The organism is Flavobacterium aestuarii (genome assembly GCF_040049115.1).
In the GTDB taxonomy this organism is placed as follows: domain Bacteria; phylum Bacteroidota; class Bacteroidia; order Flavobacteriales; family Flavobacteriaceae; genus Flavobacterium; species Flavobacterium aestuarii.
The window spans coordinates 1-24,313 of sequence record NZ_JBDLZZ010000003.1; the positions used below are offsets into that span (position 1 = coordinate 1).

Here is a 24,313-nt window from a genome sequence, read left to right on the forward strand (position 1 = left end):
AACGTTCTGCTTTCCCTCGGCTCCCCGGCCACGTGTACCCTTGCCTCGCTCGATTTCCTTACTGGCCACCGAAAAGTAACCCTCATCCAGTTCTATCATCCCTTCCAGTGTATACCTTGCATCCCGGTTGCCCATCGCCCTGCGGAGTTTGTGTACCATCGCCCATACCGGTTCGTAACGCTTCAATCCTAATTGCTTCTGGAGTTCGTTGGTGGAGAATCCCTTTTTTGTGCAACTCATCAGGAACATCGTTTTGTACCACACCAGAAACGGCAGCTTGGAGCTCTCCATGTTCGTACCGCTGCGCAACGAGGTGCGGAAACGGCAACCTTTGCATTCATAACTCCATTTACCCTGTAACCAATAATGGGAAGTGCCCCCGCATCGCTTGCAGACAACCCCTTCCTTATCACGCTGCTCCTTGAAATGCAAACGACAATCTTCCTCCGAACCGAAATGAGCCGTAAAACTGAATATGTTCATAATCCCTGCTTTTTGAGCGCTAATATACTAAAAATATTAGGTGTGTTTGCGGAGAATCAGAAAAAGCATTATCTATTGATCAGGTAAAAAAATTATACATACTGCTCAATTCAGATATTTCAGATAAATTTGAGGATTCGCATGTAGAAATCATTAGGCTTGCTTCTCAAAAGTGCCATATCGGACAGCCTGTTAATGTTAAATATGAAAATACTTTTCAAAGTGCTGTTCTAAGAATAAGCCTCGGGGCAAGAGTCATTTCGGAAAGCTGGGTTAACAGAGATATCAGTCTCTTTTTTAGAAACATTGAAGCTCAAATGAATCAGATTACAATAATTATAAAAAAGATAGAATTAATCCTGAACCATCCCGAACTGCTGGATTAAACAGACAGGAAAAAAGCCTGCATAATGCCCGGATTCCTTTGTCTTCAATGCTTCCTCATAAAAGGTCAGAATAGGAAACAAAGTGATTCGGTGATGCGGTATCTGACTTCGATTTGGCAAGATTCCCATGCCATTACATTCGAATCAGGATTCGTATTGCCTCAAAAAAACTGATTAGGCAGAATCCCATTTATAGCTTTTCCCTTTTATCCATTAATTCTATATATGCTCTGTGGAGTTTTATTTTTCCTTTTTTCTCCAATGCTTTCAGCAGTCTTGAAACCACTACCCTTGAGGTATTTAAATCATAGGCAATATCCTGGTGCGTGCTTAGAATCCGGTTTGAATTATTGATTTTGGCTTTGTCCAGAAGATAACCAAATAACCGCTCATCCATATTCATAAAAGCTAAATTATCAATAGCAGAAAGCATTTCTTTTAGCCTGTTGTTATAACTGCTGAAAACATAGTTTCTCCAGCTTTTGTATTTGCCTAGCCATTCCTCCATTTTGCTGACTGGTATCATTATGACCTGTCCATCGTTTTCGGCCACGGCTCTTATCTCGCTTTTTGTGTCTCCAATACAGCAAGCCATCGTCATGGCACAGGTGTCCCCTTTTTCCAGAAAATACAGCAGCATTTCTCCTTCGTCTAAATCTTCCCTCATTATTTTAATAGCTCCAGATATAAGTAAAGGCATTTTTTTGATATAATCGCCAAAATCAATTAACACATCACCTTCTTTAAAATCCTTTAGAACTGAGATCTGAGCAATTTCGTCAATGAGTTCTTTTTCAAAAAGGTGCCCGTAAGCCTTTTGCAGTAATTCATTCATTCTATTTTTTTGGTTACAAATTTAATGCGAAATTTCAATGATTCTGTTTTTTAAGTACTGAATTCCATTGAATTTCCATTTACTGATAAAAATTTCATCCTATGATTTTAAAAATAAATATGGATATAATACAATCCTTTAATAATGAATATAATTCCGGCAAAAACCAGCAGATCCTAATACTTTAATTGTTTTGCTTATTTTATATATTTTTTAGAGATTTTGACACTTCTTATTCATTTTATTACATTATTAATTATTCGGTATTCGTATAACCACGAATATTACAGGTATTTTTTTTACTTCAGCAGGCCATTCATTAATTCTTTTGCAATCATCCAATTCTCACGGTTAATACAATATTTTAAACCTAAGAAAATCGAAGAAGTTTTTGTACAACATATAATGATGAAATATCTAAAAATTATAGTCATCTAAAAATACATGTGAGCAGCCTTAATTGATTTATCAAAATAAAAATGCTTTTTGCAGCCGTTCATCCATGATGTTATATTAGAGCATAATATGGACATTTGTATTGTTAACTAAATCTAAAAAAACTAATCTATACAGATTTTCTTAAATAAAAAACGTACCTTTCCATATTATTAACCGTATACACGGATATAATTCGATAGTTTATCGATTTACAAAAGCTTATATTTTTATAAACATTTGCAGATTTCTAAATTCTTGTCTTATGTTTTTGCAGTATAAAAATATAGCATAATGGCCTTAGAAAAACAAAATTCCCAACGATACATTTACTTGGCAGATGACGACCCAGATGATCGGGAACTATTTGTTGAAGCACTGCAGGAAGCTGATCCATCGGTAATTATAACGCAAGCCGAAGATGGCATGCAATTAATGCAGATTCTCGACACTATCACTGAACCGCTTCCTGAAGTCCTTTTCCTGGATATTAATATGCCTGGTATGTCTGGTTTTGAATGCCTGGAAAAGATACGCAGACAGGAAGGAAATATCAGAAAAATAAATATTATCATTCTCTCAACCAGCAATGATCCCACCGTTATTGAAAAAGCACTAGAACTTGGTGCAACATTTTATGCGGTAAAACCAAATAAGTTTGATGTCTTGAGAACTTTTGTAAAAGATGTACTGCAGACTGACTGGCAATTGACTCAGAAAAAAAATTTCAGGCTGATCTGATTTAATTTTATATCATAAAAAAAGAGTTCATACGAACTCTTTTTTTTATCTATATTTCGTTATTAAATTAATAATAAACGTAAAGCATAATTTTAGAATTTGAGCTGTCTATAATTTTTTCAAGCCTTTTAAAAAAAACTTCGTTAACCATTGGACATCCTTGACTCCTAACAATATAATGATCTTGTTCATCATAAGGAACAGCTGAATATTGATGCAATACAATCGCTCTTTTATATGCATTGCTATTGGATTCATCCAAACCGTTCAGCTTAAATGCTTTGCCAAACATGCCATTGTATGATTTCTCAACAGCATATTTTCCGAGTGATGTACAATAGGAATTTGGTGCGTTACTAAATTTTAAATCTCCAGGTACGCCTGTCTCTGAACCGCTTCCGTGAGCGACAAGCCCCTGATCCAGTATTTTATTATTTTGAAGATCGTATACAAAAAAACGATTCTTCCCAGATTTAATTTTCATATCCACTAAAAATGCAATTTTAGAACTGTATTTATGATCAGCACCAATTTGTGATTTAATTTCATTGGCATGATCACTAAGCCTTAGCATTTCTAATTCACTCAATACTGCTTTATTGGCAGTATTATAAGTTGTAAAAGAGCTTAAACAAACAAACAAAGTCATTAAAACTGTTTTCATAAGCAATTGGGTTAGTTGATAAATTAAAATTATTTACAAAACCTAGAAAGCGTTTTTTAGTGGTTACAAAATTATACAGAAAGCTTATATAATTCCCATATAAATGTGTTAATGTTTTGTAAATATTTAAAAATGTGACAAGTACATACTTTTTATTAATTATTATCAATACTAGGCGGGATCATTTTCTACATCACCGGCGTAACAATTCTGGACAAGATTGTCGAACTGATTAGACCGCCGATTAATACAATGGCTAACGGCGCAATCAGAGGATTGGAGTTTAAAGCAATAGGAATCAAACCACAGATGACCGTAACAGCAGATTTGAAATCGGTTTAATAACATTTAGAAGTGTATAATCGCTTCATATTTCTCCATCAATCAAAGAAAATTACTAAAATGTGCTTTTTTTAGCACTTACTGCAAATGCACAATACATAATGGGACTTTCTCCCTCCAAGTACAGAGAACAGGAAACGAATATCTATAAAATTTAAAGAAAAAGCTTTGCGAAGCTGAATAGAATTTATCAGGAAACAATCAAGCTGTTCTTTTTCAATGAAGATTCTCTAATGATAAGATCAGTTTTGAGAATTACTTTGCTAATAGATTCAGAAACATCTTTTTTCTTCAAAAGAGGCAATAAAATTTCCATTAACTTGGTGCTTATTTCTACTAAAGGCTGCGAAACGGAAGTTATCGAAGGATCATAAATTTTGAACATTTCATTATCATCAAAGGCAATAATACCCAAATCATAAATCAAATTAGGCTTATTCTCCTTAAAAACTTCCAATCCTGTTTGTGCCAGATAATTGGTAGCAAAAAAAGCGGCATCTATATCAGCATGCTGTTCTAAAAATTTATTAACGTAGTCTTTGCTTTTTCCTTTATGAATATCATTATATGGAATTTGAAGTACTTTGGTTTCCAGATTATGCTCAAAAACTGCTTTTTCATAACCCGATAAGCGCCCTTTCATTTGCGATTGATCTGAATTGGTAGTGATGAAACCTATTTTTTTAAAACCGTTATCAATTAAATGACTTGTTGCATTGTAGGTTGCTTCCTCATTATCTATAATTACGCTATTGCATTCTAAGTCTTCAAAATTCCTGTCCAGCAAAACTACTGGAATATTTTCATCGATCAATTCTTTAATCGTATTTTTTATACCTGGCGAGGGAACAATAATAAATCCATCGACCTGCCTGAATTTAAAAAGACTGATAAGATCATTAGACTTTTCATCATCGTTTTCATTACTGCAAAAAATGACTTTATATCCTTTTTCATACGCAATATCTTCAATGATACGAGCCAATTTTGAGAAAAAGCTGTTCGAAAGATCTTCGACCATAAAAACCAGTAAATTTGATTTCCCTGTCCTAAGGCTTTGAGCAATCTGATTGGGTTTATAATTAACTTCTTTTGCATAATCCAGCACTTTTTGAGTCAGTTCTTTTGAAATATGTTTTTCTTTTGCTTTTCCATTTAAGACAAAAGAAACTGTTGTCACTGAAATATTTAAATTTGCCGCAATAGTTTTTATAGATACCTTACTTTTTTTCATTCTGCACGCTTATAAGATTAAAAAACTATTTGTTCACTATTTCAATATTCATTAAAATAGTGAACAAAATAACTGCGATAAAAGTAAGCAATGCTGACCTATAAGATTAATAGTATAATTTCAATAAACAATAGTATTTTGACAATCAAATCTTCAATTATAATCAAAAAATTATAATTTATTCAGCTGCATCGTCTAATAATAATGGCTTTATATCAAAATCTGCTGCTGATAGTATCAGTAATTTAACAGTTGCAAAAATCAGAATCTATGCCAAATACTGCTTTATTTGTCTGCAAGACTTTTAGACAGTTCTTCTAATGTTCTTCCTTTTGTTTCGGGCATTTTAAAGACGACCCAAAGCAGCTGAAATACCATCATAATACAAAAAACTGCAAAAACCGTGGCTGCACCGATTTCTTTGAATAAAAAGGGAATAAAAGACGGAATTAATGCCGCCAAGACCCAATGCACAGATGTTCCAAATGAAGTCCCTGAAGCCCTAAGCTTGTTTGGAAACAATTCGGATATAAACACCCATATAACTGAACCCTGCCCAATGGCATGAGAAGCAATGAATAAAAAGAAAAATAGGGGCACAATCATACCTTTCCATTCATTATAAAAGGCTAGTGTAACCAAACCTAATGAAACTATGTATCCAAATGATCCAATATACATTAAGGTTTTCCTTCCATATCTGTCAATCAGTGAAATTCCAATAAACGTAAAAAAAAGGTTTACTGCACCAATCCCGATACTGCTAAAAAATGAAGCTGACTGTTCCAGTCCTGCTAATTCAAAAATACGTGGTGCATAATATAGAAAAGCATTGATTCCTGAAAACTGATTGAACAATGCTATAAAAAAAGCAAGCATCAATGGTTTTCTATACTTTTTCATAAAAATAGATTCATCAAGTGACTCCTGCTGTCTCTCATTTTCCATCGTATTTATTTCCTGTGTGGCCTCTTCATCTGTATTAACCTGCTTTAAGATTGCAATAGCTCCTTCGCGATCATTTTTATATTCATAAACCCAACGTGGGCTTTCGGGAACTCCTAAAACCAATATGGTGTATAAAAATGCTGGTACGGCTTGGACTCCTAACATCCATCTCCATGAATTTTCGCCAAGATCCTGCAGCAGATAATTAGACAGATAAGCGATTAAAATACCAAAAACAATATTAAATTGGTAAAGCGCTACTAATCTGCCCCTGTTTTTTGCGGGAGCAATTTCAGAAACATAAGTTGGCGCAGCTATCGTTGAAACGCCAATACCCAGACCTCCCAAAAACCGGAAGATTGAAAAAACGACAGAACCATTTGAAAAAGCAGTTCCTACTGCCGAAAGAAAAAACAAAACTCCTATTAGTAAAAGTGTCTTTTTTCTTCCCCAAAAGTTCGTAGGAACTGCGCCAACAAGCGCTCCAACTACTGTTCCCCAAAGTGCTGACGACATTACTACCAATCCGTGGGCTAAGTCAGATGTTCCCCATAACTGCTGCAATTGCTTATCGGCACCAGAGATAACTACAGTATCAAAACCGAATAAAAAACCTGCTAATGCCACTACAATTGACCAATAAACTATTTTTCTGCTATCCATTTTGCTTTAATTTGGTTAATGCTATTTCCTTCCAATTATATAAAACCAAGTCTATTTTTTTAATGAAATCTTGGCGGTCCATCCTCCATTTTTTACCATTTCAACAGCGATCTCCTGTCCTTGACTTACTACTCTTTCATTTCTTTTATAATCCATTGCCTGTCTTCCTGCATTGATCCCGTCTGCAAAGGAAACCATATCATATTCTTTGCTTTTATCCAAAAAATCAAGCCTTATCTTGAATGCTCTTTTCTCCTGGCTTCCATTGGCTATTGCTCCAATAAACCACTGGCTGCCTTTGCGCTTAGCCACTATGGCATACTCTCCAGCTTTGGCCTCAAGAGCAATGGTTTCGTCCCAAGTTGTTGGCACCTGAGTAATAAATTCAGTACATTCTTTGTTCTGATAATAGTTGGTCGGATTATCGGCAAGCATCTGCAGGCCGCTTTCGAAAACGACATATAAAGCCATCTGAAAGGCTCTGGTTCCCATACCTGCCGAATTGGGTCTTTCGCTACGATACACATTGGGCTGCATGTTTATCATGGCTCCCGGCGTAAAATCCATAGGTCCTACTGCGTTTCTGATAAAAGGAAGATAAAGACTGTTATCTGGTGTAGCCCCGCCCATTTGCTCCAATCCTCGAACCCCTTCGTAGGAAAGCAGATTGGGATAAGCATATTCTAAGCCTGCCGGCTTGAATGAACCATGAAAATCTACAAACAGCCTGTGCTTGGCAGCCTCTTTTACAACACGTTCATAATAGTTCACCATCCACTGATCGCTGCGATCCATAAAATCAATTTTAACACCTGCAATGCCCCAGTCACTAAAAGTCTTGAATAATTCAAAATGATGTTCAACTGTAAGCCAGGTCAGCCATAGAACAATCCTGACATTCTTTTTTTTCCCGTATTCAATAAGTTCAAAAAGATTAATATCAGGATTTGGGGTAAAAGGATCGGTGGTCGATTTTGCCCAGCCTTCATCCATAATGATATAGGGGATGCCAAAATCCGAAGCAAAATCAATATAATATTTATAGGTTGCCTCGTTATAGCCCGATACGAAATCGACATGATAAGGAGAGGCATCGTTCCACCATTCCCAGCTTACCTGACCAGGCTTGATCCATGATGGATCATTTATTTTATTGGATTCGGCCAAATTATAAGTCATCGTGTTTTCCAGCAGCTGCTTATCTTCCCTGGTGATTACAAAATAGCGCCAAGGGAAGTTTCTTTTACCCGCTGTCTTGGCAATATAATCAGCCTGCGAAGTAATTTTCACGCTTCGGTCGCCGTCGTCCCCAAAGGCCAGAGGAGCCTGGGCAAAAACACCTTTCATTTTATTGGGTGCTATTCCCTTTAAGAACATGGCTGGATAATCTGTAAGATTGGATTCGGAAATTAATATTTTATGGTTTTGAGACGAATTAAGCAGTACCGGCAGAGTTGCCATTTTTGTTTTAGAATCAAAATCCTTAGTATTTACTTTAGAATAAGCATCCTCGTATGAGGTCTTAAAAGATCCTGTCTGCTGTAAATTTGCAATGTAATCAGCCGGTGTATTCAGTATGAATTCCTCATCATAAACCGCGATAACTGCTGGCTTTAAATTGGTAACAAAACGGTAAGCAATACCATTGTTATAGGCACGGAATTCCAGGCTGTAATTACCTTTGAAATTTAATTTTAGCTCATTATAGTGATTGCTGACTGTACTGAATTTTATCGGTACAACTGGTTTATCCTGCTTATTTACAGTTTCGGTTTTTCTGCCAATGAGTTTTGGCTGTCTTCCTAAAACCTGGTCTTTAAGCTTTAAGCTTAGGCTGTTATTTTCAAAAATTGCTTCACTGCCCAAAAAAACCGAATAAGTAATGCTATCCTTCAGATTTATCTGGATTTTCAAACTCCCATCAGGTGATGAAAGAGCTTCTTTTTGAGCGGAAATGCTCAGTGAAAGAAAAAAAAGAAATGAAAAAATAATTCGTCTCATTAAAAGTGGTTTTGAATGTTAAGGTTATCTGGTCAATCATTGAATATATTGAAAGCTGATAACTAAATCGATTTAGCAAACAAGGCAAAAAAACTCCTCTGCAATTCTATTAATCATTTTTTCTAAATAATATTACTCTGCAATTAGATTTTAAACGAGCCATGCAACGATGACTCGCGTATTTTTAATTCGGCATTAAGTACAATTTTTTCTGATATCTCCTTTACATCTTTCTGTTTCAGCAATCGCAGCATAAGTTCCATCAGCTTATTGCCAATACTTTCTAAAGGCTGGGAAACTGCGGTAATAGTAGGGCTGTAAATTTTAAACAGTTCATTATCATCAAATGTAACAATACCTAAATTGTGGATCAGCTCTGGATTATTTTCTTTAAACGATTCTAATCCCGCTTGTGTCAGATAGTTGGTTGCAAAAAAAACAGCATCCAAATCCTTATTAGTTGCAATAAATCTCTTTATAAAATCATTTGCTTTGCCATCATTAGCTTCTCTGTATGGAATTTTGAGAACATTCGCCTTCAGATTATTCTGAATCATAGCACTCTCGTAGCCTAATAAACGATTATGCATCTGCATCTGCTCCGAATCAGTAGTAATGAAACCTATGTTTTTATACTTATTGGCAATCAAATGACTGGTGGCTTCAAACGTAGCTTCGTGGTTATCAATTATAACACTATTGCATTCCAGGTCTAAAAAATATCTGTCTAAAAGAATTACAGGATGATTCTCCTCAATTAATTCTGCAATCATATCTTTTATTCCAGGCGATGGAACAATTATAAAACCGTCTACTTGCCTATTCTTGAACAGTCCAATTAATTCGAGAGATTTTGTATCCTGATTTTCGTTACTGCAGAAAATAACTTTATATCCTTTGTCATAAGCAATGTCTTCGATAATTCTAGCCAATTTGGCAAAGAAATAATTAGAAATATCCTCGACCATGAAAACTAAAATTTTGGATTTTCCAGTCCTCAAGCTTTGTGCAATCTGATTGGGCTTGTAATTAACTTTTTGGGCATAATCTAAGACTTTCTGAGTAAGAATTTTTGAAATATGTTTCTCTTTTGCTTTGCCATTTAAAACAAAAGATACGGTAGTTACTGAAATATTCAGATGTTCAGCAATATTTTTTATAGAAACAGTTTTCTTTTTCATTTAGCTTTAGATAAAATTTAAAACGCTGCAATAATTTTTTAAAATTACGACAATAAAAGTACCAAATATAGACAAAAGTTATTATGTGATTCCTACTAAATACCAGCTCCTTTGCCAAAATATTGCAAAAGATAAAAGCAGGCAATCGCAATCTATTTTTTAAAAAAATTATTTACCTCCCAAAATCATCCTGAAGCCGTACTATATCCTCCTCATCCGATGGATTATCAGGATCAGTATGCTGCCATATCTCAGCGACAATCCCCCATGATTCTAACCCTATCAAGCGGTGGCGTTCTCCTTTATTCATTTGTATAAAACTGTCTTTTGACAGCTCTTTTAGTTCTCCTTCCACATCAGTGTCACTAATTTTTACGCCTACGGGGCCCTGCAGTACTTTCCATATTTCAGCCCTCCTGAAATGATATTGCCATGACAATCTTTTCTCAGGAGCTACTATAAGGATTTTGGGACTCAATTTGTTTGTGATCTGTATATCTGACATTTTAAGATGCGGAAAAAACTGTTCCGCAAAACGGCCTGCCTGAGATTCATCTATTACAAAAAAACCTCCCCAAGGCCTGCTGTTATCCTGCTGTACTACAGTATAATACTGAGTCTGCAGCCATTTAGCTATTTCGCTAAAAATGGTTTCTTTATCAACATGATTGTTATTATCCATACTATAATTATAAGTTATTTAAAAATTAGGCAAGGCTTCTTTTATTTTGCTCCAAAACAATTCGTTAAACATATAACTTGCCCCTATTATACTTGATTCTTCTGTATTTTCTAGAATTATAACCTCTATTTCGCAATTATTATCTTTCCAGATCTGCACTGCTTTTGGCAAAAACAAAGCACTGCATTTTGCGATATTCCCTCCTAAAACCAGTGTCTTGCAATCAAAATTATTTAGAAAAGGAAGCAGAAAAGCACTAAAATTATTGGCAAACTCCTCAAAAACCTTTTTAGAAAAATCATCATTTTTATTTGATACTTCTTTTACACCGTCTGTAATTTGGCTTCCACTGTATTCCTCATACTTTTTGATAAACCATCTTGTAGAGAAAAATTCATCGGCAATATCGTCCTGAAAAATCTTATCCCATAAACAGCCATTTTCTGGAATGTTTTCGCCAGTTGTCAGCGGTATAGTACTATCTAAAAATGAAGCTCCAAAACCGGTACCCAAAGTAATTGCAACCACTTTCTGGACTTTTTTATCCAGCCCATTTATTAATATACTTCCAATGCCAAATGAAGAAGCATCATTTAAGAATCGAAAGCTTATATTTTTTGCTGATGTGATGTATTTTGAAAATTCATCAGGTATAACCACATTATATAATGCTTCGAACTTATCGTTACCTTTGAACATTGCCCTTCCGGTTTCATACTGAAATGGCCCAGGCATAGAAAAAGCAATTTGTATATCATCCTGCGGGCATTTTTCAATAGTCTTATTTATAACTGCTGCCCATTTGGAAAAAATAATTTCTTTTGAAGCCTTATTATCAACAATTCCACTAAAATATGTATCTGGAACTATTTTAAAATTTTCATTATCTACTGCCGCGCTGCTTACGTGGCTGCCTCCTACATCAACACCTATTACTAATGCCATTCTTATTGTTTTAATTTTTATTTAATAATCTAAAATGCTTTCCTGCTCCAGCAGAAAAATTCCTAAAAGCCTCCACGACAAAACATGAAGACATTGCAGCATCATCATCTAAAGTAAGCAAGAAGGCTTTAGGCAAATTATTCATGATTTTTTATATTACTTTTTTGTCTGCACTTCTATCTTTCCTCCATTTTTGAAAAGGTCGTGTGAAATAAAATATCCTTTGTTTTGAGTGCCATTCACTTTGACAGCTTTTAAATTTCTTCCTCCATTCGGATTTGCTATTATCAGCTTTTTACCCGAAGGCATAGTCCAATTTACTTCGCTAAAAATAGGTACTGTCACTATATACTCAGGATCTGCAGGTGATAATGGATAAAGTCCCAATGCGCCAAACACGTACCAGGAAGACATTTCGCCAGCATCATCCATCCCGGACATAGCCAGTTTTTCGGGACCAATGCCGTACATAGTATCAAGGATTTCGTCAATTCTCTGCTGTGACTTTTCGGGTTTATCTACAAAATAATACGAGAACGGTGCTTCATGATCCGGCTGATTGCCGTGGCAATACTGCCCAATAAAACCCGAGATGTTCCAAGCTATATACGATGGATTCCATGGTTTTGTAAAAAATTCATCCAGTTTAGCTTCAAATGGCTGAGCTCCGCCATATAATTCGACAAGACCTTTCATATCATGCGGTGCAAAAAACGATAACTGCCAGGCATTTGCTTCACGATACATATATTCGTAGTATGGAAATTCGGGATTAAAAGGTGTTACCCAATTGCCATCAGCTAACTTTCCTCTCATAAAGGCAGTAGATTTATCAAAAACATTGGCATAGTTTTTTGAACGTTTTACCAGATCATTGTAATGCTCAGTGTCATTCATTTCTTTGGCCAATAATGCAAGCGCATGATCATCATAAGCATATTCTAGTGTTTTGGTAACTCCAGCGTTTGCCTTAGTTTCAATTTTAGGGTCTTTTATATCTTGTTCGGGAACATATCCTTTTGCGATATATTCGGCTATATGAGGTCTTGTACCGCCTTCTTTGTAGGCGTTGTTAAGCAATAGCTGGTAGGCTTTTTTTACATCATAATTTCGTATTCCCCTCATATAAGAACCTGAGATAAACGAAGCGGCGTGGTCACCGTGAAAAAATGTAGGTATAAAACCTTTTATTTCTCCTTCGTTAATGATGGAACTAATGACATCACTCGTAACCTCAGGAGAAAATATACTCAATAAAACAAGTTTATTTCTGTAATCATCCCACAATGACGGCAATGTGTAATAACGGTAATTTTCTTTTCTCACTTTGCCAGCTTCATCTGTAAACTGCCCATTTACATCGCTTCTTAGAGCTGGCCATAGGAAAGACCGGTACAGCATGCTGTAAAACATTACATCCTGCTGTTTACTGCCGCCTTTAACCTGAATTTTAGATAACAGATTTTCCCATGAAGTGCTTCCTTCTTCAAAAACTTTAGTGAAGGTTTTATCGCCCACTTCCTCTTTAAGGTTTTCTTTAGCATTATCGGTACTTACAAAAGATAAGGCAATCTTAACAATGACAGGCTTGGTATCGCCATTCTTAATATTTAGCAGTGCATAACCATTGCTTTTGGCTATGTCCTTTACATCCAGCTTATCTATTGGACTGCTTAGTACTGCATAAAAATATATTTTTTCGCCACCCGTCCTCTGAAAGCCGCTTACAGCATTAGAATTTTCCTGCTTAATCTGCCAGTCATCTACATGATTGTTAGCACGTCCTAAGTCAAAAAGCACTTTTCGTCCTTTGTTATTTTTAAAGGTATATTCATGAACTCCGCAGCGCAATGTGGATGTAAGCTTTACCTTTACATCATATTCTTTTAAGTATACCTCATAGTAAGCTGGACTTGCTTTTTCCAGATCATGGCTAAATAATGATTTATAAGGATACACTGCACCATCAGGAACTGGCAATAATGGAATATGGCAAAGATTCCAATGTCCTTTATTGGTATGTGTAAATCCTAAAATGCTGGTATCTTCATATTCATACCCTGCTCCCGATCTGTATTTTGTCATTGGACTCAGCTGCACCATTGCGTTAGGTACCGACGAACCAGGAAAAACCAATCCTGCCCAGACACGCATATCTGCTGGTGGTGTATAACCAATTATCTTGGTGTCCAGCAATGGTGCCGTACCTATAAATGGATTGACCAAAGCCGTATATTTTCCTTTCGAAAGCCCGCCTCCTGATTCTTGTGCCTCAGCGTTAAAGCCAAAGAATGACACAGAAAGAACAGCAACAGCAATTTTCTTTCTAAATTTTATCATGATATAAATAAATTAGTTTCCTGTTTATTATAGTTCCAGAAGCTTTGGATTTTTTTGATAAGTATCCCACAAAAGTTCCCCAAAAAGCGTATTGGTCCAGGCAAACCAGGATCTAGTAAAGTTTTTGGCATCATCTTTATGGAAAGATTCATGCATAAAACCAGTGTCTCCATGCGAAGCCTTAAGCATTTTTATGCAGTCCTTAATTTCATTTGGGTCAGATGTGGTGTAGGCTCTCATAACAAGAGACATTGGCCAGATCATATCCATACCTACGTGCGGGCCACCTATTCCTTCGGCTATTTTTCCTTTAAAAAAGAATGGATTATCCAGAGAAAGCACAAATTTTCGAGTGTTCTGATAAATTGAATCCTTAACATCAACTGCATCCAAGTATGGCAATGCCAATAAACTTGGCACGTTAGAATCATCCATTAAAAGATGACCTCCAAAACCATCAACCTCGAAAGCGTAAATGTCACCGTATTTAGGATGTTTCACCACCGCATGTTCTTTGATTGCGTTTTCTACTTCTGAAGCCAAATCCCTAAGTTCTTTTGCAAAAGCGGCATCCTTTTTAATTGTTTCCATCATCTCTGCAGCCTGCTTCATGCTTACAACTAAAAAGAAATTTGATGGAATAAGAAAAGAGAAAACCGTTGCGTCATCACTTGGCCTGAATGCAGAACAAACTAATCCTACGGGCTTTACAGGATAACCAAAACCTTTCAGCGGACGGGTATCTGTTGCAAATTGGGTGGTTCTTTCAAATCTGTATGGATTTTTTCCATCTTTCTGCTGCTGATCCCTGAATGTTTTGAGCGTTGCCTGAATAGCTTTTACCCAATTATCATCAAAAGGAGCTGTATCGCCGGTATTTTTCCAATAGTTATACGCCAGTCTTATAGGATAACAAAGAGAATCAATTTCGTATTTTCGCTCGTGAACACCTGGTTTCATATCGGTATGATCGGTTGTCCACTCCCCTTTTTTGTCAGCGTCATTATAAAAAGCATTCGCATAGGGATCCTTAAGGATGTATTCTGTCTGCCTGTTGATAACACCAGCTATCAGATTTTTCAGTTTTGTATCCTTGCCAACAAAAGCCATATACGGCCATACCTGAGCAGAACTGTCCCTTAGCCACATAGCATCTATATCTCCTGTAATTACATACGTATCTGGCCGTCCGTTTTTTTGGCCGTGAGTTACAGTTGTGTCAAGTGTGTTAGGAAAACAGTTATTAAAAAGCCATCCCAATTCTTTATCTTTTACATTCTTCTGGAATTCAGCAATTGCTTTTTCAATAAAATCACTTTCAAAATTTCTTTTGCCTTTTGCAACCCTTACAACAGGAAAATCAGCTGCTGCTGCATTGCCAGCAAATATCTCCATAGGATCTATTAAAGCCAAGCTGCTGAATAAGGCAGTGTTCTGGATAAATTTTCTTCTTTGCATAACTATATATTTTAAATTTCGAGAATTTTTATATTTTTATTCGTTTGTCAATGAGTAAGGAAGATCTTCTTTTTTTGTTCCTCTTTCTTTATTAGGTGTATCACTCATCTCCACATCAATGACAGCACCTTTCATGAGCTCTGTAAAACTGAAATAGTTTTTAGTATATTCCTTGCCATTGAACTGCATTGTTTTAATGTATCTATTGCTGTCGCTGTTTTTAGGCGAATTGATTACTACCTGTTTTCCATTTTCGAGTTGCAGCGTAAGCTTTTTAAACAATGGTGCGCCTATAACATATTGATCTGATGCAGGAGTTACAGGATAGAATCCCATTGCCGAGAACACATACCAGGCAGATGTTTGCCCATTATCCTCATCGCCGCAATAACCATCAGGATTTGGGCTGTATAATCTATTCATGGTTTCCCTTACCCAATACTGCGCTTTCCAAGGTTCGGAACCGTGATTATACAGATAAATCATGTGCTGGATCGGCTGATTTCCATGAGCGTACTGCCCCATATTGGCTACCTGCATTTCCCTCATTTCGTGAATGAAACCGCCATTAAAGCTATTATTAAAAACTGGAGGCAATGCAAATACACTGTCCAATTGTTTGGTGAAAGCTGTGGCACCCCCCATCAAGTCAATAAGTCCCTGCACATCATGAAAAACTGACCAGCTGTAGTGCCAGCTATTTCCCTCCGTAAAGCCTTCGCCCCAGCGGATTGGGTCGAATGGTTCCATAAATTTCCCGTTTGACATTTTTCCACGCATTAAATTATGCGTAGGATCGAAAAGGTTTTTATAGTTCTGGCTGCGTTTTCTGTACAGTTCAATTTCACTTTTTGGACGGTTTAAAGCTTTTGCTAATTGATAAATCGCAAAATCATCATAGGCATATTCGAGTGTGCGGGCGGCGCTTTCATTGACAACATCATATGGCACATAACCTAATTTATTGTATTGCTCAGCACCTGCACGGCCAACCGCTTTGAGTGGCCCAGCATTATTAGCACCGTGCAAAACAGCTTCATATAGATTTTTGATATCATAATTGCTTTGAGCGCCAATTTTCAGGTAAGCATCTGCTACAATTGAGGCCGAATTATTACCGACCATAATATCTCTTAAACCTGGACTTGCCCACTCTGGCAGCCATCCGCTCTCTTTATAGGCATTGCTAAGCCCTTCCTGAATTTCTGCATTTGTTTTTGGGTACGCTAAATTAAGGAATGGGAAGAGTGAACGAAATGTATCCCAAAAACCTGTATCAGTATACATATACCCAGATAATACTTCTCCATTGTATGGACTATAATGAACTGCTCTGCCAGAGGCATTGTATTCATAAAATTTTCTAGGAAAAAGCAGCGAGCGATATAAGCACGAATAGAACGTAGCCGTTTGAGCAGCTGTACCTCCTTCGGGTTTTATCCTGCTTAAATTATCATTCCAAATTTCTTTTCCTTTTGCTTTGAGCTGATCAAAATCGTTATTGCCAATTTCTTTCAGATTGATTTCGGCTTGCTCAAAACTAATAAATGAAGAAGCAACCCTGGCATTGACCTTTTCGCCGTCTTTAGTCTTGAAGCCAATCACAGCACCCGAATGATCAGCTGTCACTTCGAGGGCATCACCTAATCTATCTCCGTTAAAAGTATGCGTTACTGTAAACTCTTTATCAAAAACAATTACGAAATAGTTTTTAAAGTTTTTTGGCACACCTCCACTGTTTTTTGTTGTGTAACCAATAATTTTTTTCTCCTGAGGTATAATCTTTATATACGATCCTTTATCAAAAGCATCTACAACTATATAAGCATCCGTTTTAGGGAATGTAAACCTGAATCTCGCCGCTCTTTCTGTTGGAGTGATCTCAGTAGTTACATCATGTTCTGCGAGATAAACACTGTAATAATACGGAGTTACTGTCTCGGTTTTGTGCGAAAACCAGCTTTGCCTTTCTTTTTCCTTAAACTTGAGTCTGCCTGTTACCGGCATGATAGAAAACTGACCATAATCATTCATCCACGGTGAAGGCTGATGTGTCTGCTTGAAACCTTTTATTTGCGAGGCTCTATAAGTATATGCCCATCCATCTCCCATATTTCCAGTCTGTGGCGTCCAGAAATTCATTCCCCAGGGCATAGCGATTGCGGGATACGTATTTCCATTAGAAACATCATAATCAGAGTCTGTACCCGTTAACGGATTCACCCATTCCACAGGAGTTTTACTATCGCTAACAGGGACACTCTGACCACTACTCGAATTAACGGCGAATAGTGTTACTAACCAAAAACCAAATTTTAATTTATTAACCGGCATAAATTATTTATTAATAGCGTTTATTACTTCTTTATTGATTTTGTTAACTTCAGAAAAAATCATCTTATCTACCTTTCGGTCATAAGTCATAAATCCATTTACTTCACCTTCAACATCTGTTGTCTGAGTGTAGACTGCCGCCGAGAATCCAACTTTTGCCATTTTGATAAGCTGATCAGCATACTCTTTATATTTTGCAGTAGTTTCTCCGGTATTTTTAAATTGAGTATAGCCCCAGTTTTTATCTGTCTGCCATAAATGCCCTTCAACTGGAAGCCCTATACCACCATATTCTCCAAGTACAGTTACTCTTCTTGCATCATATAATTTTAAGTCGGGTCCAGGATAATGATGTATATCTAGAATATCTCCTGTCTGAAAATGATTACCGCCACTCGAAGAATTTACCAATCTGCTTGGATCATAATTTTTGGTCCACTCAGTAATTTCTACAGTTTTAAATTGTCCCCATGCTTCGTTAAATGGAACCCACACTACAATACTTGGATAGGAATATAATTCGTCCATTATTTCTTTCCATTCTTTTCTATAGGTCGCTTCGGACTGTGCGGTTCTTTTCAGTTCATTTCCTTCAAAATATTTGTGCATTTGCCATATAGGACCTTCATCGCCGCTTGGCATATCCTGCCAAACCAAAAAGCCCATTCTATCACAATACGTATACCAGCGTGCTGGTTCAACCTTTACGTGTTTGCGAATCATGTTAAAACCTAATTCTTTCGTTTTTACAAGGTCATATTTCAGTGCTTCGTCTGTTGGGGCAGTATATAAACCGTCAGGCCACCATCCCTGGTCAAGTGGTCCGAATTGAAAAACATCCTTATTATTAAGCTGCATTCTTACTATTCCATCAGCATCCCTTTTAGAAGAAATTTTTCGCATAGCAAAATAGCTTTTCACTTCATCTGCAACTTTTCCATTACTAATCAGCTTAATTTTTGTATCATAAATAAAAGGTGAATCTGGTGACCATAATTTAGGGTTAGCCAATACAATATCTACTGCTTGACCTGCAACTGCTTTGGCCGATGCTATTGTTTTTGCCCCATCAAATACAGAGATTTCAATAATATCACCCGCTGAAGCGCCTTCGATATTACTTAAGATACTGATTGTATTATGATCGATATCAGGAGTAGTCCTAATGTTATTAATATGTTTTTTAGCCACTGGCTCCAGCCATACTGTCTGCCAGATTCCTGTTACGGGAGTATACCAGATAGATTCCGGATTTTTAACCTGTTTGCCACGTGGCTGAGTTCCTTCGCTGGATGGATCCCAGACTTTTACAACTAGTTTTTGAGATTTTCCGTTTAAGAACGGAGTTATATTAAAACTGAAAGGTGTATAGCCTCCAGTGTGAATTCCAATTTTTATATCATTGATCCAGACTTCTGTTTTCCAGTCTACGGCTCCAAAATGCAATAGTATGTCTTTATTTTTCCAATCGCTATCGATAGTAAAACTCGTTTCATACCATAGCTCTTTCTCTGCTCCTACAGTTTTCATTACGCCCGAAAGACTTGATTCGACTGCAAATGGAACTAATATTTTGCCATCATAATTTACTGGCGCTTCTTTGCCTGCTGGCTGAATAGAATAGTTCCATAAACCATTAAGGTTTTTCCATTTGTTACGCTCCATTATAGGTCTTGGGTAATCAGGAAGGGTATGATTTGGATCTACCTCCTCTGCCCATTTTGTTTTTATTTTATCGCCTTGAGGTTTCCACTGGGCCACTGCTGATAAGCTAGCTAATACAAAAAGTAAGATTGTAAATTTGTTCTTCATTATGATTTTCTATTTTTTAGATTTTTTAAAGAGGTCTGCTATTGCTTTATCAACGATAGGTTCCATAATTTTATATCCCGCCTCATTAGGATGCACTCCGTCATCACCCAATTCTTTTTTTAGCCCCAGCGAATTATTTACCATTGGTATATAATAATGAGCAAATGGAATAGTGTGCTCTGCAGCATATTTATTTAGCAAAGCATTAAGCTTAACAACTTTTGGTCCCGGTTCCATTCCTGGTCTCCAGGACAAATCTGATGCAGGAAGTACTGTACAGATTATCACTTTTATGCCATTGGCTTTTGCCAATTCAGCCATAGAAAAAATATTTCCAGCGGTTTCTTCGAGCGTCATTGGCCCAGTATTTTGAGCAATGTCGTTTATTCCTGCCAGTATCACTACCGCAAAAGGCTTAAGATTTATTACATCCTGCCTAAAGCGCAGCAGCATCTGCGGTGTCGTCTGCCCGCTTATACCCCTGTTTATATATGGCTTTCCTTCAAAAAATGAAGGATGTATTCGCAGCCATCCTTCTGTTATGGAATTACCCATAAAAATAACTCTTTTTTCAGAAGCTGCCACAGGAACTAATACAGCATTCTCCTTTTCATATCGTTTTAAATTAGCCCAATCCTGCGCATTAGAATTATGAATTACAAAAAATATTATAAATAGACTAAATGTTAATGCTTTGTTTTTCATTCTAATCTTCTTAAAAAATGCAACATGCAATTAATACCATTAAAACCTGCAGGCAGAAATGCCTGCAGGCATTAAATAACCAAACTACTAATTAATCTAATAAATCTTCTTTATGAAGTTTTGCTGCTGCTTCTATCAGCATAACACCGCTTAACTGTGTTGTAAGATCTGTAGCTCCTGCTGGAAGTGCGTTCCACTTAGGACCGCAAAACATTACAGGTCTTTTTATACCATCATTATATAACGTTTGTGCATTAAATTCAAAGAATTTTACAAAGCTTTCATGATCTGTAGAGTTTACTGTAGGCTCTTCAATAAGTTCAGTAAAATAACGCACAAAGATACCTTTGAACAATCCGCCATCGCCCTGGCCTTCATCTTTCAGCAAACCTTCAGATACCAGTTTAGGACTTGTTAGGGAAGTTTTAGCTGATTTAAGAGCGTCATTTAAATATGACTGATCGGCAGTAATTTGATACAGTCTTAATCCAGCTCCTATCCATGTTCCCATATTATAAGTAAATACCCAGTCTTTGTTTGTAGTTACCACACCATTAGTTTCGGAAATATTATCCCATACTAATCCATTTGCAGGATCAACTAAATTGCTTTTCTGCCAAGCATAGATTTTTTTGGCCCATTCCAGATCATCAGCATTATGACTAATTTCATAAAGACGTAAAGCAACTATCGCCGCAGGAGCATTTGACACAGCATTCTTTTGCTTAGGAGTATCCTGTTTCCAGGTTATACCTCCGCCAAAAACGTCATCACTCCAGCTTAATTTTATTCTGCCCCAAAGGTAATCGGCAACATCTTTGTATTCCTGATCATTGGTCGCTACAAACGCCCTAAGGCTTGCATTAGCCAACCAAATCATATCGTCATTAAAAACGTTGTTATACGTATTTCCGTTTTTTACTTTAATGCCTTGGAGCAGTGCTTTCATTTTAGACAGATAATTGTCATCATGAGTACGCAAATAGCCATCTACCAGTACATCAAGCGTGTGAGCGTTTGGCCAATAATTAAAATTGCTGTTACCTGCATTATCCTGAACAAAAGTTCCATTTGAACCCAAATATCCATTGTAGGTAGCGGTTTGCAATGAATCGGCGGTTTTTGCCCAAGTATATTCAAATTTGGTGCCACCGCCTGCTGAAGGATCTCTCAATGGAATAGCCTCATCATCACATGAAACAGCCGTTATGCCCAGCCCAATTGCCATAGCCATCATTATACTTTGGCGTATCGAAATAAATCTTTTCATATTTGTGTGTTTTTTTTAAAGCTTCTCTTTAATTTATTAGTAACTAAAGAGAAGCATTATTTTATCTAAAGAACCTTAAAACTATGCGTGTAAGCTGTTGCAGTCGCACTAAAGTCGATTACTGCATTTACATTCTTGTTATCAACCGCTCCATCAAATTTGAAACTGTTAGCCCAGTAATCGTTAGTTACGGGAACCATATACCAGTATGCTGGCGACGTGTTAGCGTCTGGCCTGCTGTTATCTCCGTTTACGCTTCCAAACCATTCTTCAGCTGCTGTTCCAGCGTTGTCTACAGTAAACTTAAATTTGTAACGTTCGTCTCTACCCCATGATTCTTGCTTGAATACGATAAGCTTGTTATCGGCTTTCCAGATTCCTTTTCCTGAATAGGTGTACTCAAAAAGATATTGTCCAAGAGGCGGAAACCATAATTCGATTTTTTTGATCTCAGTCATTTTAGCAGAACCGTCACTAAAGTCAATTCGGATTCTGTAAACCTTATCTGCACCTGTAACAGTAGCAGCACCATCTTCTTTTAACTTGCCATTATCAATATAATACGTTTCTGGTGTACCATTTTTTCTGGTAATGAATTTGTATTGACCAGCTTTAAGCTTAGTGTAAATTTCATAAGTTGAAGCACCAGTTTTTTTGAAAGGAACAGCATCAGCTACAGCATCACCTCCTTCAGAACCAGTACCTGTTATAAACAATTGATCTGGCGTAGGGAAACCTCCTGCTCTTTGTACCTGAATTACTCCAGATACTGCCGATTTCACAACATTCAGTCCTTTAGTAGAATATACAGTCCATTTAAGCTTTCCAATGGCTTCTGTATCAATTCCAGCCATTTCGGCAATCTTGTTAAGCTGTGTAAAAGTCAAATTTAAAGCTGGCTGAAAACCTTTTCCATCAGATGGAATTGTAAAAATTGGCTTAGAAAAATCTCCGTTTTCTACATCAAACAGTACATCATAAAGCACAGCACCATTATCTTCGGCCTTTGCTCCTTCCCATTCAAAAACAGCTGAACCTCCTGGAATAGCAAGGTTAAAGAATTTATCATTTGCAGGAGCATATAATGCATTTACTGCACTCACATTTGTATGGCTCATTGTGTCATCATCCTGGCATCCAACTGCCAATACTGAAAACATAAATAGGAATAATTTTATATATATATTTTTCATCTTATTGTTTTTTAAAATTTATATTCAAATACGATTACCAACCTGGATTTTGAGAAAGATTTGGATTAATCAAACGCTCATCTCTAGGTATTGGCCATAAGTAGTGCTTTTCTGGGTCAAATGATCTCAAGTTGACTCTTAGGTAACCATTATCAATAGAAGAAACTCCAAATTTTGCACCATGAGCCCATCCGTTTAATACATCTTCGGCTATTTTCCATCTTCTGATATCAAAGATTCTTAGACCTTCCATACCTAATTCTGTACGGCGCTCGTTTCTTATTACTTCACGAAGTCCCGCCTGAGATAATGAACTATCATAGTTTACTGCTGCAGGATCTGTAAATCCAGCACGTTTTCTTAAAGCACCTATGGTAGTATTCCATGTATTTGCATCTAGCTTGCTAATCTCATTTTTAGCTTCTGCGTTCATCAAAAGGACATCAGCATAACGAAAAAGAATTAAGTTTAGCCCTGACTGTAATGATGTTGTATGCTGAGGATCAAAATATTTACGAGTGTAGTACCCTGTTGGCGTTGCTGAAGAACCTGATACATATTGATCTGGAGAAGTATTATTTGCATCTGGTTTAATGTAAATAGTACGGGTTCCACTAGCGTCTTTCCATTCATATTTATCATATACAACAGTTCCTTTAAGTCTTGGATCTCTGTTCATATAAGGATTATTTTCATCATATCCAGAACCTGTTTCATTAATTTTTTTACCATTAAGCATCAAATAGCTGTCTACCAGTTCCTGAGTTGGAGCCAGAGCATTTAATCTGGCACCTGCCGATATTGGAGCAATATCAAAGAACTCGCCCCACATTCTTAATTGAGGTACATACTGTAAGCTCAGGATATCTTCGCTGTTATATTCATTTTCAGGAAGAAAAACGCCTTCATAAGATGAAAATAGACTATATGGACCATAAGTTCCTGCTATAATTGCATCAGTTGTTGTAACTACTTCGGCCCAGCGGCTTTCATATAAAAGCACTCTCGCTTTTAGCGCCATTGCTGCTCCAGAAGTAATTTTTCCTTTTTCACCAGCAGGGTAAGTTTTTGGCAAATCTGCCACTATTGCATCTAGCTCACTAAGAATAAATGCAATCACCTCTGCATGTGAAGTACGAGTTATAGTGAGAGCTTCTGCCAATGATGGGTCTTTTGCAACAAGTGGTACATCCCCAAACCATGTTGTAAGCTGAAAATGCTGAAACGCTCTTAGAAAACGTGCTTCTGCCTTCATTCTGGCAATAATTTTTTGATCTGCACTTGGTACACGGTCAATGTTTTCAAGCAATATATTGCATGATTTTATCCCCGCATATCTTTCTTTCCATTCATCTTTTAACCTGCCTAATGACGGATCATGTATACCTGCCGCTAATGATGCAGCACCGGCATTATCTCCCCTCCCATTATATGCATTATCAGACAAAGCTTCATTATAAAAGAAATAATTGCTTTTTTGCATTTGCGAATAAGCAGTATTAAGCATAGTCTGTGCCTTATCTATGCTTGTCCAGTAATTAGAATCAGTAAACTGATTTTCCGGTGCCAAATCCAGGTTTTCGCAGCTTACTGTAACCAGCAAGAGGAAAATAGGTATCAGTTTCAATTTTTGTACAAATATATTTTTCATGTTCAATTTT

At 36.8% G+C, this 24,313-nt stretch carries 19 protein-coding genes and 1 pseudogene; 1 reads left to right on the top strand and 19 read right to left on the bottom strand.

Annotated elements, in window-relative coordinates; translation table 11 throughout:
* The 3 genes and pseudogenes from ABEG11_RS03755 to ABEG11_RS03765 all read right to left on the bottom strand — a co-directional run.
* A pseudogene (locus ABEG11_RS03755) lies at positions 1–483 on the bottom strand (IS1595-like element ISBbi1 family transposase); the annotation flags it as partial.
* Between the two features lie 353 nt (positions 484–836).
* Positions 837–998 carry a hypothetical protein gene (locus ABEG11_RS03760; protein WP_348822860.1) on the bottom strand — a complete coding sequence of 54 codons (162 nt, stop codon included), beginning with the start codon at positions 996–998 and terminating at the stop codon, positions 837–839.
* A 61-nt stretch (positions 999–1,059) separates the two neighbouring features.
* Positions 1,060–1,704 carry a Crp/Fnr family transcriptional regulator gene (locus tag ABEG11_RS03765; protein WP_348822861.1) on the bottom strand — a complete coding sequence of 215 codons (645 nt, stop codon included), beginning with the start codon at positions 1,702–1,704 and terminating at the stop codon, positions 1,060–1,062.
* A gap of 729 nt (positions 1,705–2,433) precedes the next feature.
* On the opposite strand from ABEG11_RS03765, the gene ABEG11_RS03770 reads away from it, so the two are divergent.
* The gene (locus ABEG11_RS03770) at positions 2,434–2,880 is read left to right on the top strand and encodes a response regulator (protein WP_348822862.1); all 447 of its coding nucleotides are present in this window, start codon (positions 2,434–2,436) and stop codon (positions 2,878–2,880) included.
* A 67-nt stretch (positions 2,881–2,947) separates the two neighbouring features.
* Here ABEG11_RS03770 and ABEG11_RS03775 read toward each other — a convergent pair whose 3' ends face one another.
* From ABEG11_RS03775 to ABEG11_RS03850, 16 genes are all read right to left on the bottom strand, one after another.
* Entirely contained in the window at positions 2,948–3,544 is a 597-nt protein-coding gene (locus ABEG11_RS03775) for a murein L,D-transpeptidase catalytic domain-containing protein (protein WP_348822863.1), read from the bottom strand.
* Positions 3,545–4,076: 532 nt separating this feature from the next.
* Positions 4,077–5,120: a LacI family DNA-binding transcriptional regulator gene (locus ABEG11_RS03780; RefSeq protein WP_348822864.1), complete on the bottom strand. Its 1,044-nt coding sequence runs from the start codon at positions 5,118–5,120 to the stop codon at positions 4,077–4,079.
* Between the two features lie 285 nt (positions 5,121–5,405).
* A complete protein-coding gene (locus tag ABEG11_RS03785) occupies positions 5,406–6,731 on the bottom strand; it encodes a sugar porter family MFS transporter (RefSeq protein ID WP_348822865.1) in 1,326 nt (441 codons plus the stop codon).
* A 51-nt stretch (positions 6,732–6,782) separates the two neighbouring features.
* Positions 6,783–8,732 (bottom strand): glycoside hydrolase family 97 protein, encoded by a 1,950-nt coding sequence (locus ABEG11_RS03790; protein WP_348822866.1) that lies wholly within the window; start codon positions 8,730–8,732, stop codon positions 6,783–6,785.
* A gap of 143 nt (positions 8,733–8,875) precedes the next feature.
* A complete protein-coding gene (locus ABEG11_RS03795) occupies positions 8,876–9,913 on the bottom strand; it encodes a LacI family DNA-binding transcriptional regulator (protein ID WP_348822867.1) in 1,038 nt (345 codons plus the stop codon).
* Positions 9,914–10,085: 172 nt separating this feature from the next.
* On the bottom strand, positions 10,086–10,595 hold the full coding sequence (locus ABEG11_RS03800) for a cupin domain-containing protein (protein WP_348822868.1): 510 nt from the start codon (positions 10,593–10,595) through the stop codon (positions 10,086–10,088).
* Positions 10,596–10,613: 18 nt separating this feature from the next.
* Positions 10,614–11,540: an ROK family protein gene (locus ABEG11_RS03805; protein WP_348822869.1), complete on the bottom strand. Its 927-nt coding sequence runs from the start codon at positions 11,538–11,540 to the stop codon at positions 10,614–10,616.
* A 10-nt stretch (positions 11,541–11,550) separates the two neighbouring features.
* Entirely contained in the window at positions 11,551–11,685 is a 135-nt protein-coding gene (locus tag ABEG11_RS03810; RefSeq protein WP_348822870.1) for a hypothetical protein, read from the bottom strand.
* An 11-nt stretch (positions 11,686–11,696) separates the two neighbouring features.
* Positions 11,697–13,880: a GH92 family glycosyl hydrolase gene (locus tag ABEG11_RS03815; protein ID WP_348822871.1), complete on the bottom strand. Its 2,184-nt coding sequence runs from the start codon at positions 13,878–13,880 to the stop codon at positions 11,697–11,699.
* 27 nt (positions 13,881–13,907) lie between these two features.
* Positions 13,908–15,338 (bottom strand): glycoside hydrolase family 125 protein, encoded by a 1,431-nt coding sequence (locus ABEG11_RS03820; protein WP_348822872.1) that lies wholly within the window; start codon positions 15,336–15,338, stop codon positions 13,908–13,910.
* A 36-nt stretch (positions 15,339–15,374) separates the two neighbouring features.
* Positions 15,375–17,672, bottom strand: coding sequence for a GH92 family glycosyl hydrolase (locus tag ABEG11_RS03825; protein ID WP_348822873.1), 2,298 nt, complete (start codon positions 17,670–17,672; stop codon positions 15,375–15,377).
* 3 nt (positions 17,673–17,675) lie between these two features.
* Positions 17,676–19,484 carry a glycoside hydrolase family 2 protein gene (locus ABEG11_RS03830; protein ID WP_348822874.1) on the bottom strand — a complete coding sequence of 603 codons (1,809 nt, stop codon included), beginning with the start codon at positions 19,482–19,484 and terminating at the stop codon, positions 17,676–17,678.
* A gap of 9 nt (positions 19,485–19,493) precedes the next feature.
* Entirely contained in the window at positions 19,494–20,189 is a 696-nt protein-coding gene (locus ABEG11_RS03835) for an SGNH/GDSL hydrolase family protein (RefSeq protein ID WP_348822875.1), read from the bottom strand.
* 91 nt (positions 20,190–20,280) lie between these two features.
* Positions 20,281–21,459 carry a glycoside hydrolase family 76 protein gene (locus tag ABEG11_RS03840; protein ID WP_348822876.1) on the bottom strand — a complete coding sequence of 393 codons (1,179 nt, stop codon included), beginning with the start codon at positions 21,457–21,459 and terminating at the stop codon, positions 20,281–20,283.
* A 65-nt stretch (positions 21,460–21,524) separates the two neighbouring features.
* Entirely contained in the window at positions 21,525–22,652 is a 1,128-nt protein-coding gene (locus tag ABEG11_RS03845) for a SusE domain-containing protein (protein ID WP_348822877.1), read from the bottom strand.
* 34 nt (positions 22,653–22,686) lie between these two features.
* The gene (locus ABEG11_RS03850; protein ID WP_348822878.1) at positions 22,687–24,303 is read right to left on the bottom strand and encodes a RagB/SusD family nutrient uptake outer membrane protein; all 1,617 of its coding nucleotides are present in this window, start codon (positions 24,301–24,303) and stop codon (positions 22,687–22,689) included.
* Positions 24,304–24,313 lie beyond the last annotated feature (10 nt).